Raw genomic sequence first — 12,616 nt, 5'->3', positions numbered from 1 at the left:
GGAGGTGCCGGGTGGCGATCGCCGAGCGGGCGACCGAGCGTCGGCGAGGCCGTGCCGCCGGGCTGGTGCGCTACCTGGTGGCGGCGGCCCTGGTCCGCGGCGCCGACTCGGGCGCGTCGGTGGGACTGGTCCTGCTGGCCGTCGACCCGGGCACCGGACTGGGCGACGGCGCTCCCGCGGCCGGAGGCGTCCTCGCCGCGGCGCTGAGCGCTCCCCACCTGCTGGGCCCCTGGACGGCCCGCCGCCTGGAGCGGGCGCGGGACGCGCGGCGGCTGCTCGCCGGGGCGTACCTCCTCTACGCCGCCGCGCTCGCGGCCGGCGCGGTCGCGCTGGGCCGGCTCCCGCTCGCGCCGGCGGTCGGCGCGGTCGCCGTGGCGGGCTGCTGCGGACCGCTGCTGACCGGCGGCCTGAGCAGCAGACTGCCCGCGATCGTCGGCGGGCGGGCGGATGGGCGGCCGCAGGGGTGGGACGCGCTGACCTACAGCATCGGCGGGACGGCGGGGCCGGCCGTGGTGGCGGGGCTGGCCGCGCTCTCCGGGCCGCTGTCCGCCGTCTTCGGCCTCGCCGGTGCGGCGGCGGCCGGCGCCGTCCTCACGCTGACGCTGCCGCGCGGACCCGCCTCCGGCCGCACCCGCGTCCCGGACGGGGCGTACGGCATGCGGGCCGGGCTCCGCGTCCTCACCGCGCACGCCGGGCTGCGGCGGGTGACCATCATGACGCTGCTCTCCGCGCTGGCGCTGGGCGCCCTGCCGGTGATCGCCGCGCTGTTCGGCCCGCACCTCAGCGACCGGCCGGGCGCGGGCGCGACGCTGACCGTGGCGCTCGGGCTGGGCAACCTCGCCGGCGCGCTGCTCGTCACCGTCTTTCCGCTGCGCGCGGATCCCGACGCCCTGGCCCGGCGGCTCTTCACGCTGCTGGCCGTCGCGACGGCGCTGTGCGCCGCCGCCCCGGCGTACGGGTTCGCCCTGGCCGGGTTCGCCTTCATCGGGGTCGGCATCGCCACGTCGTTCACCGCCACCCTCGCCGCGCGCACGCGGTACGCGCCGCCGTCGGCGCACGCCCAGGTGTTCGTCACCAGCGCCGGGCTGAAGATCGCGGTGTCCTCCGCCGGCGCGGCTCTCACCGGGATCGCGGCCGGGCTCGGCGGGCGCGTCCTGCTCCTGCTCGCCGCCGCCGTCACGGCCTCCGCCGTGCTCGTCGCCCTCGCCGACCGCGTGTTCACCGAGCGGGCGTCCTGAAAGCCGCGCCGTCGGACAAGATTCGCGTTCCGGTTACGCGGGGTTGCGGCGCAGGTCGGTCGCCCGGGCGATCGTACGAGCGTGGGAGGCGTCAGAGTGGTGCGGCTGGCCAATGCCGTCGCGCCCCATTCCGGTGGCCTGCGGACCGCCCTGCGGGAGCTCGGCGCGGGCTACGTGCGGGCCGGGCACGATCCGGTGCTGATCATGCCCGGTCCGCGGCACCGGGACGAATGGAACGAACAGGGGCGGATCATCACGATCCCCGGACCGCTCGTGCCCGGCACCGGCGGCTACCGGGTCATCACCGCCCGCCGGAGGCTGCGGCGGCTGCTGGAGAAGCTGGAGCCGGACCGGCTGGAGGTCTCCGACCGTACGACCCTGCGGTGGACCGGAGAGTGGGCGGCCGCGCACGGTGTCCGGTCGATGATGGTCTCCCACGAGGGGCTCGACGGGCTGCTGCGCCTGCTCGGGCCGCCGGGACTGCCCGCGGAGCGGCTCGCCGACCGGATGAACCGCGCCACCGCCGATTCCTACGACGTCGTCGTCTGCACCACGAGGTGGGCCGCCGCGGAGTTCCGTCGGCTGGCCGTGCCGAATGTCGTCCGCGTGCCCCTCGGCGTCGACCTGGAGACCTTCTCACCCGACCGGTACGACGCGAGGCTACGGTCCGTGCTGGCCGGGCCCGGCGGGCCGCTGCTGGTGCACTGCGGCCGGCTGTCGCCGGAGAAGCGGCCCGACCGGCCGATCGGCGCGCTGGCCGAGCTGCGCCGCCGGGGCGTGCCGGCCACGCTCGTCGTGATCGGCGACGGCCCGCGGCGTCGATCACTTGAGGCGAAGGCGGACGGGCTGCCGGTACGGTTCCTCGGCCATGTGGCCGACCGCGTCCTGCTCGCCCGGCTGCTCGCCACCGCCGACGTCGCCGTCGCGCCCGGCCCGGTCGAGACGTTCGGGCTGGCCGCGCTGGAGGCGCTCGCCGCAGGCACCCCGGTCGTCGTGAGCGGCGAGAGCGCGCTGCCCGAGGTGATCGGGTGCGCCGGGCTCACGGCCGAGGACGACCCGGTCTCCTACGCCGACGCGGTCGAACGGCTCCTGGCCCGGGACCCGTCGCGCCGCCGACGCGTCGCCCGCGAACAGGCGACGCGTTTCGACTGGCAGACCGCGGTCGACGGGTTCCTCCGGGCGCACGGAACTCCGCGATGAGGGGCACCCCGGAGCCGGTGCGGTTCGCGGCGCTCGGCGACTCGGTGACGGTCGGCCTCGGCGATCCGCTGCCGCAGGGCGGCTGGCGCGGCTGGGCGGTGTTGCTGGGCCAGGCGATCGCGCCGCCCGGCGGCCTGGCGCTGGACAACCACGCACGCTGCGGCGCCCTGGTCGAGGACGTGGTCACCGACCAGCTTCCCCGCGCGCTCGCCCGGCGGCCCGCGTACGCCTCGGTGCTCGTGGGCGTCAACGACACCCTGCGCAGCGACTTCGCGATCGCGCCGATCGCCGCCCGCCTGGAGCGGACCGTCGTGGCGTTGCGCCGGTCCGGCGCCGTGGTGCTCACCGCGAGCCTGCCCGACCCCGGCCGGATGCTGCGGGTCCCCGAGGTCGTCCGCCGGCCGCTGGCACGGCGGATCCAGGCGGTCAACGCGGTCGTCGGGCACCTCGCGTCCGCGTACGAGACGGTCCACCTCGACCTGGCCGGGCACCCGTCCCTGTACGACCCGGCGATGTGGGGCGTCGACCGCATCCACCCGAGCGAGCGCGGGCACCGGCTCCTGGCCGGCCTGTTCGCCGACGGCCTGGCCGACCGCGGTGTGCCGCTGTGGCGGCTGCCCGAACCCGAGCCGTCCAACCCGCCGCCGAGCCTGCGCGCCCAGGCGCACTGGCTCGCCACCGAGGGAACCTGCTGGATGGCCCGCCGCGCGCGCGACCTGCTGCCCGGCCTGACCCGGCTGGTGCTCACCGAGGCCTGGCACCGGCTCCGCGACCAGACCGTACGGCTCGACGAGCGGGTGCACGCCGAGCTCGCCCAGGTGCTGCCGTCGCTCGCCGGTGATTACCGACGCGAGCCGGTGGCCGGTCCTCAGTAGTAGTGCCGCAGGCGCGGCCAGATCACCGACCAGGGTGCGGTACTGCCGGAGCACAGGTCGACGTGCGCGCCCCGCTCCTCGTTGTCGGTGCCGGTGTCCACGCGGCTCCCGGCCCGGCAGCCGGTGAAGTACCGGCCGATGTTCCGGTCGCCGTCCTGGTACACCAGCACCACCGGGCCGGTCGCGGAGTCCGGCGGCGGTCCCCAGTCGAAGTCGCTCATGTGGCCCGAGTACGGCACCGGCAGGCCGTGCCGCGGCCCGTACCGCGCGATCGCCCCGTGCTCGCCGTAGTTCTCCGCGAAGATCACCGCGTGGGCACGCTCCGCCGGAGGGATCGCGGACCACTGCGTCGCGACGGCCGAGGTCAGCGCCTGCCAGCCGACCTGCTCGCCCTGTTCCTTGTTGATCCCGTTCACCGCCGACAGCGCGCTCGTCGGCAGCAGCGGCAGGGTGACGAGCGCGGACGTGGCGGCCGCCAGGACACCCGCGACCACGACGACGGCGGTACGCGGGCGGCCGCGCGTCCATCGCGCCAGCGGCTCGCAGCCGGCGGCGGTCAGCACGAGGAGCACCGGAAGTGCGTAGTACGGCTTGCCGCCGGACGCCAGGACGAGGACGCAGAGCACCGGGTACGCCACGACCATCGCGCGGGCCCACCGCAGCTCCGGGTCACGCCACAGGCGCCGGATCCCGGCGATCCAGACCGGGACGAGGAACGGCGACAGGTAGACGATCTGCATCGGCACGAACAGCACGCGGTTCTCCGCGCCGTCGTCGGCGCTGATGCCCCCGGCCACGGTGAGCTGCGGCCAGCCGTGCGTGGCCTGCCACCACAGGTTCGGCGCGGCGATGACGGCCGCGACGAGCACTCCGATGACCGGCCACCGGCCGCGCAGCGCGCCGCGCGGCCCGACGGCGAGCACCGCGAGGAGCAGGGCGGCCGCGAGCATGCCGACCAGATACTTGTTCAGCAGGGCGAGCCCCACGACGACCCCGAGCCCGAGCCACCGGCGGCCGCCGCCCGTACGCATCAGCCCGAGCGCCAGCCACGCGACCAGCAGCCAGGCGAGCAGGTCGAACGTCGTCGTCGAGACCATGTGCCCGACCGCGAGGACGAACCCGGACACCGCCGCGGCCAGCGCGGCGAACACCTGCGCCCGCCGTCCCCCGTTCAGCTCCCGTGCGATGAGCGCGGTGACCAGCACGCTGGCGGCGGACGCGAGAGTCGCGACGACGCGCAGCCCGGCGGGGGTGTCCCCGAACAGCGCCGTGGCGGCCCTCGCGACGAGCGGCGTCAGCGGCGGCTGGTCGACGTACCCCCACGCGGGATGCCCGCCGGCGACGAGAAAGTACAGCTCGTCACGGTGGAATCCGTACCGGGGGGACAACGCGCTGAGCACGGCGGCGAGCCCGACGACCACGACCGCCACGGGCCCGGTCGCGAACCCGGGCCGCCCCGCGCCGACCGGCGTCCTCGCCCGTACGGTCGTCATGCCGCGACCATCCCAACGCGTCCGCGCCGGTGCAACCCCCGATACGCGGCCTACTCCGGCAAATCCGCGTCAGGCGGCGCGGCCCGCCTTGAGCGACGCGGCGGTGTCGACGACGCGACGGGCCTGGTGCCGGGCCGCCCGCAGGACCACCTCGCCGGGCGGACCGTCGCCGGCGACGTGGGAGGTGCCGTAGGGATTGCCCGACTGGAACTGGACAGGGTCGGTGTAACCGGGTGGCACGATGATGCCGCCCCAGTGGTAGAAGGTGTTCCCCAGCGCCAGGAGGGTGGACTCCTGCCCTCCGTGGGCGGTGTTGGAGGCGGTGAACGCCGAGTACACCTTGTCCGCGAGCTTGCCCTGGAACCACAGTGGACCGGTGGTGTCGAGGAACGCCCTGAGCTGGCCGGCCGGGTTGCCGAAGCGGGTGGGGGTGCCGAACAGCATCGCGTCGGCCCACTCCAGGTCGTCGAGGCGGGCCTCGGCGACGTCGGCGGTGTCCCGTACGTGCTCGGCCCAGGCCGGGTTGGCGCTGATCGCCTCCGGCGGGGCCACCTCGGCGACCTTGCGCAGCCGCACGTGCGCACCGGCCTTCTCCGCGCCCTCGGCGGCGGCTCGCGCCAGGGCGTGCACCGTGCCGGTGGCGCTGTAGTAAATGATCGCGACGTTGACCGGTTCCAACATCGGTTTCCTTCCTTCGCGGTTCGTCTCCGCACTACGACGACACAGCCGCTCGGAATGTGAGGCGGACGCGGTCCCGCGGGTGCGCGTTCCGGTGAGCCGGAACGCACCGCGCCGGCCCGTACGGTGCGAGGGCAACGCTCATCGGCAGGCATGTGAGGCGCCACGTGACGCAGCAGGACCCCTCCCAAGAGACGGTCGACCGCTGGGCCTTCGCCGAGACGGTCGAGTCCGACGTGCGCAGACCGGGCGTACGGCTCGGGCCGGCGCTCGGCGCGGCGGCGGCCGCCGCCGTCGTGGTCGTCGCCGCCGCGGTGATCCCCCAGATCAAGAAGGACCCGCTGGGCACGGCGCGAGGTCCGGCGACGACGGCCGGGCAGCCCGCCGCCGGACAGGCTCCGGCGGGACAGGCGTCGATGGCCCCCCAGCAGACACCGCAGAGCGGAGGCGGCGATCTCACCTACGCCAACCACGCGATCGCCGGCCCCGGCGGCGCGTGCTGCTCGACGTCGGGCGGCGCGTGGTCCCCGGCCGCGAGCGGCGGCTACCCGGAGTACACCGGGCCGGTGCGCACCACCACCGACCGGAACGCCTGGTACGAGTGGAACCTCGGCCGGCCGGCGGGCGGCGCGCGGTGGGACCAGATCAAGGTCCGCCTGTGGATCCCGCAGGCCCAGGCCGGCGCGTGGGTGCGGGTCACGGTCACCTCGACCGCGGGGAGCGCGTCGAACGTCGCGACCTTCGACGTGGCGGAACAGGAGTACCAGGGCTGGTACGAACTGCCCGCGACCTTCACCATCGGCACACCGGACCGCCGCACCGGTTCGGCGTGGGTGAAGATGACCTACCTGCGCCCGTACACCGACCAGGCGGCCGCCCAGGCCTGCGCGGACGACTCCTGCGACCGCATGGCCGCCGCGCAGGCCGAGTTCCTCTGGAGCTGAGGGGAGGCGCTCAGCCGAACAGGCCGCCCATGCTTCGGCTGAGGGCGTCGAGGACGCCGAGAGAATAGAGCGTCAGCGGAGCGGCACAGACGTCGAGCAGCGTCCACCACATCGTCGTGCGCCGCACGCCGTCCCCGAGTGGCACGAACGTGAGCAGTGCCGTCCCCACTCCGGCGAGGATCAGCAGCAGGGCGCCCGCACCGGCGGCCGGCACCGTGACCGCGACGCCGAGCAGCGCGCCGACCAGGGTGAGACAGGCGCCGATCGCCGGAGCCGCGGCCTCACGGGCGAAACGGTAGGTCAGCGCGCGAAGCGCGAGCATCCCGCCCGCCACGGCGGCGAGCGCGATCGTGAGCGGGTCACCGGCCGCGACCAGCAGCACGGACCCCGCGACGACGGCGGCGACGCAGCCCGAGGTCAGCGAGACCAGCAGCGAACGCGAGGCGCGGGCGAACTCCGTCACCCGTCCCGCTTCCGCGCCGGCCGTCCGGCGGGACAGCCGGTCGCTCAGCAGGCGGGGCAGACAGCGCGCCAGGACCGCACCGGACATGACCACCAGGGAGGCCGCCTGCACCGGCCGCAGGCCCAGGGCGGCCAGCAGGAATCCCACAGTGCCGAAGGCGCCGGCCAGCGCCGCGCCGAGGACCACGGGCGCCAGCATGGATGCCGACGCCAGGACCGTCACGACCAGCGCGATGGCGGCGCCGCAGCCACCGGCGGCGTCGAACCGGCCACCGGCCAGCGCCCAGCCGGCCACGGCCGCCAGTCCCCAGGCGCCGGCCGCCAACGCGGGACGGCCGAACCGGCGGCGTTCCCCGGCCGGCAGGAGATAGGCGGCGGCGAGAACGGCGGCCACCGCTGCCAGCAGCGCCGGCCCCGCGCCGTGGCGCAGCGCCGGCCGCACCGCGACGAACCCGGCCGCACCGAGCGACAGCGCCGTGCTCAGCACGCCGAGCACCGGTTCGAGCAACCGCCGGGAGGACCACTCCCGATCACCGGTGGCCGTGGAGACGACCGGCTCATCGAGCCGCGACGGGATCGGCGAGGTCCAGACACCCGGGTCGACGAGATGCAGCACCTCGCCGTCCACCACGGACACATCGGCCAGGGTCGCGCTCAGCGAGAACGGCTCCCGGCCGACGCGTGACAGCGTCCACGCCGCCGGCCGGACGTCGTCCTCACCGCTGCCGCACAGCTCGGCGATCGTGGGCGTCAGCTCGGCGATCGGCACGGTGTTCGGCAGGACCAGGTCCACGCGACGGCCGGTCGCGTGGACGGTGACGGCCGACAGGTCTCCGCGCATCTTCCCGGTTCCTCCTCCGCAGGGCCGATTCAGGAGCTCCAGAAGCTCTCGATCGCCTTCTCGCTGGTCGTGTAATTGGTGTGCGCGTCGGTGAGCGCCTGGTACAGCTGGCCGAGCACCAGGTAGAGGCCATCAGCGGCGTTGTGCCACCGCTGCTGCGCGTGGTCCCAGCTCTCTCCGCCCACGCCTCGCCACTCACCACGCAGCCGGCTCAGGAAGCCCTTGAGGTCCTCCTGCTGCTGAATGAGCGTGTTGTGGCAGGCGCGGACATCCTCGGCCGCGGTGTCCATCCACGGGAAGTGGACGGTGATGACTCCGTCATCGGCGGGTGTGCCCATCGTCTCCTCCTCGGATCGTTGCCTCAGTACGGCAGGCCGGCGGCGGCCTGGGTGATGCCGAGGCGGTTGTTCTCTTCCATCTCGTTGTAGGTCTTGTGGCTCTGCGCGAGCCCGTCACCGATGTTGTAGAGGGCGTTCTTCAGCTCGGTGGCCTGCGTGTTCCAGTTGCCCATCGCGGTGTTGTACGCGCTGGCGGACGAGCTCCTCCAGTTGTCGCTCAGCCCGTCGATCGTGCTCATGAGCCGCTGGATCTCGCCGTAGATGAGGTCGGCGACGTCGTGCACGTACTGTTGCGCGCTCACCATGGCGCCCAGGTCGGTGTTCAGCCGGCTGCCGCCGGGAGCGCCGCCCCCGGGGTACGGCGTGGTCTGCGGTCCGGTCCTGAGTCCCAACGAACTCTCCCCTCTGCGAAGTGGTGCGTCGCGGTCGTCCCGCCGCGAGATTACGAAGCCGCCCCGCGCGTTCCGCTCCCTCGGAACGCGCGGGGGTCCGGGGAGATACTGGGCCGGACGGTGTCGCGGGTCGTCCCACCACCGCGTCGTCCGTCTCACGCCTGGATGTGTCCATGAGCCGTGTCCTGCTGCACCGGCCCGCCCGCGTGCTGCCGCCGGCCGTACCCACCGAGCCGATCGTCCTCGTCCCGCCACCGGCCGAGCCCCCCGCGCCACCGCCGGGTTCGTGGTTCCAGCTGCTGTTGCCGATGATGAGCGGCGTCAGCGGCATGATGTTCATGCTCTACAACCCGCGACCCCTGTACATCGTCATCGGCTCGACGATGGCCGTCGGCTCGATCGGCATGAGTTTCGCGATGTTTCACCAGCAGCGGGCGCTGGTGCGTCGCAAGAGCCGGGCCGATGCGACGGAGTACCGGGCCTACCTGCGAAAGACCGCCGCGCAGGCTCGCGCCGTCGCCTCGATGCAGGCCGTCGGCTCCGGCTTCGCCCACCCGGACGCGCGGGGCCGCTGGGCGATCTGCCGGAGCCGCGTCCGCGTGTGGGAGCGGCGGCCCGACCACCCCGACTTCCTCACGGTACGGATCGGCACGGGAGACGTGCCGCTGGCGACCCCGATCGGGTTCCAGGCGACCGGCGACGGTCCGTTCGCCGCAGGACGCACCGAACTGCGCGCCGAGGCCGAACGGCTGATCGCCCGAGCGGGCCGGCTGTCCGGCCAGCCGATCCTGCTGGACCTTCGCGAGACGCCGGTGGTGAGCCTGGTGGGATCCGCCGTGCGCACGCGGGCGATGGCCGTCGACCTCGTCACCGAGCTGACGACGTTCTGTGCCCCCGACGACCTGCTCGTCGCCGTGTGCCATCCGAAAGAGGTCGAGGACTGGGAGTTCGTGAAGTGGCTTCCGCACGCCAGAGCCGGCGAGTCGGTCCTCGCCCTGCCCGATGGCGACGGGTTCGGAGAACTGCTCGCCGAGGATCTCGAACGCCGCCGGGACCAGGCGCGCCGCCGTACCTCGCCGTTCACCGAGCAGCCCGCCGATGAGTCGCGCCGCCGCCTGCTCGTGATCGTCGACGGCTATGGCGCCGCGTCCCCCGCCGGTCGCCTGGACATCCTCGGTGAACTGGCCGAACGCGCTCCCGCCCTGGAGGTCAGCGTCGTCTTCTGCGTCGAGGTGCAGCGCGACGAGCCGCCGCGTGTCCAGACCCGCGTCCGGGTCGCCGACGACGGTGCCTTCACGCTCGAGTCGCCCGACCGCGAGGCGACCGGGCAGGCGGATCCATCGGACCCCGTGCTCCGCACGGCGATCGCCCGGAGCCTGGCGCCACTGCGTCTCGACGACCCCGCGGCACGCACGGCGCTCAGTGAGACCACGCGGCTGGTCGAACTCCTCGGCACGCCCGCCGCCCGCCATCTCGACGTGACCCACATGTGGTCCACGCTGTCATCGCCGTACGACGTCCTCAGGGTGCCGATCGGGGTGAGCGGGGACGGACAGCCGGAGATCCTCGACCTCAAGGAATCGGCCATGCAGGGCATGGGGCCGCACGGCCTCGTCGTCGGTGCGACCGGTTCCGGCAAGAGCGAGTTGCTCCGCACTCTCGTGACGGCCCTGGCGCTGACCCACCCGCCGGACGTGCTCAGCCTCGTCCTGGTCGACTTCAAGGGCGGCGCCGCGTTCGCCGGGCTCGCCGACCTCCCACACGTCGCCGGCATGATCACCAACCTGGCCGACGACCTCACCATGGTCGACCGGATGTACCTGGCGCTGTTCGGTGAACAGCAGCGCCGGCAGAAACTGCTCCGCGACGCGGGGGACGTCGACAACGTCCGCGAGTACCAGCGCCGCCGGACCGCGGGCCTGCTCGGACCCGACGCGCCCCCACTGCCGTACCTGCTGATCGTGGTCGATGAGTTCGGGGAACTGCTGGCCGGCCGGCCCGACTTCATCGAGCTGTTCGTGGCGATCGGGCGGCTCGGCCGCAGCCTCGGCATGCACCTGCTGCTCTCCAGCCAGCGTCTGGAGGAGGGGCGGCTGCGCGGTCTGGAAAGTCACCTGTCGTACCGGATCTGCCTGCGGACGTTCAGCTCGGTGGAGAGCAACGTCGTCATCGGCGAACCGGACGCCTACCACCTGCCCCCGGTCCCGGGCTCGGCCTACCTGAAGGTCGACACCACCATCTACGACCGGTTCCGCTCCGCGCTCGTCTCGGCCCCCGACATGACGCCCGAGGAGATGCCGGATGACACCCCACGCACCGCCCTGTTCACCGCCGGCGCGGTGTCGGCCGAGCCGGAGCCCGCATCGGCCGCCCCGGCATCGGGTGACGGTGAGCGGCCGACCGAGATGGCGACCGCGGTCACGCTGATCCGTGCCGCCGGCGCGTCACCCGCTCACCAGGTCTGGCTTCCGCCGCTGGACCCGAAGATCCCGCTCGGGCGCCTGCTCCCTCCGCTTGAGCGTGATCCGCGCCGTGGACTCCAGGCCCGCGGCTGGACCGGTGCGGGCCTGGGCGCGGTGCCGGTCGGCGTCCTCGATCTGCCCGAGGCCCAGGCACAGCGTCCGTTCGGCGTCGACTTCACCCGGTGGGCCGGCCACCTCGCCGTGGTGGGGGCGCCGCAGACCGGCAAGAGCACGTTCCTGCGCACCATGCTGCTGTCCGCCCTGGTCACCCACACACCGCGAGAGCTCAACGCCTATGTCATCGACTACGGCGGCGGGTCGCTGTTCGCCCTGGCCGGAGCACCGCACGTCGGCGCGGTCAGCGGACGGCTGGAGCCCGACAAGGTTCGCCGCGTGGTCGGGCAGATCTGGAAGCTGGTCGACGAGCGCGACGAACGGTTCCGCGAGCTGGGGATCGACTCCGCCGAGACCATGCGCCGCCGTCGCGGCGAGAGGGACCTTCCGCCGGAGGCCGTCGCCGACGTCCTGCTCGTGATCGACGGCTGGGGCGCCGTGCGCACCGAGCTCGAGGATCTCGATCCGCAGATTCTCGACATCGCCGCGCGCGGGCAGCGCGTCGGCGTTCACCTGGTCATCGCGGCGAACCGGTGGATGGAGCTGCGCCCGCAGCTTCGCGACAACATCGGCGGCCGGATGGAGTTCCGCCTCAACGATCCCGCCGACTCACAGATCAACCGCAAGGCCGCGGCGTCCCTGCCCTCCGGTGCGCCGGGACGCGCGCTCACGATGGAGGGCGACCACGTCCAAGTGGCGCTCCCCGAACTCGGGACGTCCGTCGAGGAGGTCGTGAGTGCCGCGGCGTCGGCCTGGCAGGGACCGGCCGCACCGCCGATCCGGCTGCTTCCGGCCGAGCTGTCGCACGCCCACCTGCCCGGGCCCGGTGAGGACACCGAACGCGGGGTGCCGATCGGCATCGACGAGCTGGAGCTCGGGCCCGTCCACCTCGACCTCGCCGGGGCCGACTCGCACTTCGTGGTGCTCGGCGACGCCGAGTCGGGCAAGACCACGTTCCTGCGGTCCTGGCTCGCCGGACTCCAGGCTCGCAGAGGCGGCCAGGAGGCGATGTTCCTCGTCATCGACTACCGGCGCACGCTGCTCGGCGCCGTACGGCAGGAGCAGACCTGGGCCTACTGCGGCGCGGCTCCGGCGGCGGCCGCGGCGGTCAAGGAGCTCGCCGACGGCATCGTCGAGCGGTTGCCCCCGGCCACGCTGACCCCGAAGGTCCTGGCGGAGCGCTCGTGGTGGACCGGCCCGGAGTTCTATGTCGTCGTCGACGACTACGACCTCGTCGCCTCGCCGTCGGGCAATCCCCTGTTGCCTCTGGTCGACCTGCTCGCGCAAGGGCATGACCTCGGCCTGCACGTGGTGCTCGCCAGGCGGGTCGGCGGGATGGCGCGCGGCGGCTTCGAGCCGCTGCTCGGCCGGCTGCGCGAACTCCGCCAGCCCGGACTGGTCATGTCCGGTGATCCCGGCGAGGGGCCGGTACTCGGGAACGTGCGTGCGACGGCACAACCGCCGGGGCGTGGGCTCCTGGTGCGCCGCAAGCAGCGTCCGGTGCTCGTGCAGACCGCACAGGCGCCGGTGGACCCGCTCGCCGCGGGCGATGAGCCCGCGTCGTGAGCGTGGAGACGGT

At 73.9% G+C, this 12,616-nt stretch carries 10 protein-coding genes; 5 read left to right on the top strand and 5 right to left on the bottom strand.

The features are described 5' to 3' along the window. Positions 1-11: 11 nt before the first annotated feature. The 3 genes from QSK37_RS50440 (at position 12) to QSK37_RS50430 (ending at position 3,313) form a co-directional block, all read left to right on the top strand. Complete coding sequence (locus tag QSK37_RS50440) at positions 12-1,238, top strand: MFS transporter (protein WP_285636992.1); 1,227 nt, start codon at positions 12-14, stop codon at positions 1,236-1,238. Between the two features lie 81 nt (positions 1,239-1,319). After that, positions 1,320-2,438 (top strand): glycosyltransferase, encoded by a 1,119-nt coding sequence (locus QSK37_RS50435; protein ID WP_285636990.1) that lies wholly within the window; start codon positions 1,320-1,322, stop codon positions 2,436-2,438. Next, positions 2,435-3,313 (top strand): SGNH/GDSL hydrolase family protein, encoded by an 879-nt coding sequence (locus QSK37_RS50430; RefSeq protein ID WP_285636987.1) that lies wholly within the window; start codon positions 2,435-2,437, stop codon positions 3,311-3,313. The genes QSK37_RS50435 and QSK37_RS50430 overlap by 4 nt, the downstream gene beginning before the upstream one ends. On the opposite strand, the gene QSK37_RS50425 is transcribed toward QSK37_RS50430, so the two are convergent. Both QSK37_RS50425 and wrbA read right to left on the bottom strand, forming a co-directional pair. Continuing rightward, a complete protein-coding gene (locus tag QSK37_RS50425; protein WP_285636984.1) occupies positions 3,307-4,806 on the bottom strand; it encodes an ArnT family glycosyltransferase in 1,500 nt (499 codons plus the stop codon). The two genes, QSK37_RS50430 and QSK37_RS50425, sit on opposite strands and share 7 nt — an antisense overlap. 69 nt (positions 4,807-4,875) lie before the next feature. Continuing rightward, the gene (gene wrbA, locus QSK37_RS50420) at positions 4,876-5,487 is read right to left on the bottom strand and encodes an NAD(P)H:quinone oxidoreductase (protein ID WP_285636981.1); all 612 of its coding nucleotides are present in this window, start codon (positions 5,485-5,487) and stop codon (positions 4,876-4,878) included. A 164-nt stretch (positions 5,488-5,651) separates the two neighbouring features. Here wrbA and QSK37_RS50415 point away from each other — a divergent pair, with 164 nt between their 5' ends. Then, positions 5,652-6,428, top strand: coding sequence for a hypothetical protein (locus QSK37_RS50415; protein WP_285636978.1), 777 nt, complete (start codon positions 5,652-5,654; stop codon positions 6,426-6,428). Positions 6,429-6,438: 10 nt separating this feature from the next. Here QSK37_RS50415 and QSK37_RS50410 read toward each other — a convergent pair whose 3' ends face one another. Genes QSK37_RS50410 through QSK37_RS50400 form a run of 3 tightly spaced genes read right to left on the bottom strand, consistent with a single transcriptional unit; the run spans position 6,439 to position 8,461 of the window. Continuing rightward, positions 6,439-7,731 (bottom strand): EsaB/YukD family protein, encoded by a 1,293-nt coding sequence (locus tag QSK37_RS50410; RefSeq protein ID WP_285636975.1) that lies wholly within the window; start codon positions 7,729-7,731, stop codon positions 6,439-6,441. A gap of 29 nt (positions 7,732-7,760) precedes the next feature. Continuing rightward, the gene (locus tag QSK37_RS50405; RefSeq protein ID WP_285636972.1) at positions 7,761-8,069 is read right to left on the bottom strand and encodes a WXG100 family type VII secretion target; all 309 of its coding nucleotides are present in this window, start codon (positions 8,067-8,069) and stop codon (positions 7,761-7,763) included. A 23-nt stretch (positions 8,070-8,092) separates the two neighbouring features. Beyond that, positions 8,093-8,461, bottom strand: coding sequence for a WXG100 family type VII secretion target (locus tag QSK37_RS50400; RefSeq protein WP_285636969.1), 369 nt, complete (start codon positions 8,459-8,461; stop codon positions 8,093-8,095). Between the two features lie 173 nt (positions 8,462-8,634). Between QSK37_RS50400 and eccCb the strand changes: the two genes are divergently transcribed. Next, on the top strand, positions 8,635-12,603 hold the full coding sequence (gene eccCb, locus QSK37_RS50395) for a type VII secretion protein EccCb (protein ID WP_285636966.1): 3,969 nt from the start codon (positions 8,635-8,637) through the stop codon (positions 12,601-12,603). The last annotated feature ends 13 nt before the right edge of the window (positions 12,604-12,616 follow it).

This window comes from Actinoallomurus iriomotensis, assembly GCF_030269445.1.
Lineage (GTDB): Bacteria > Actinomycetota > Actinomycetes > Streptosporangiales > Streptosporangiaceae > Actinoallomurus > Actinoallomurus iriomotensis.
The sequence above is the reverse complement of the archived record's forward strand: the minus strand, read 5'-3'. Positions and strand labels throughout refer to the sequence as shown.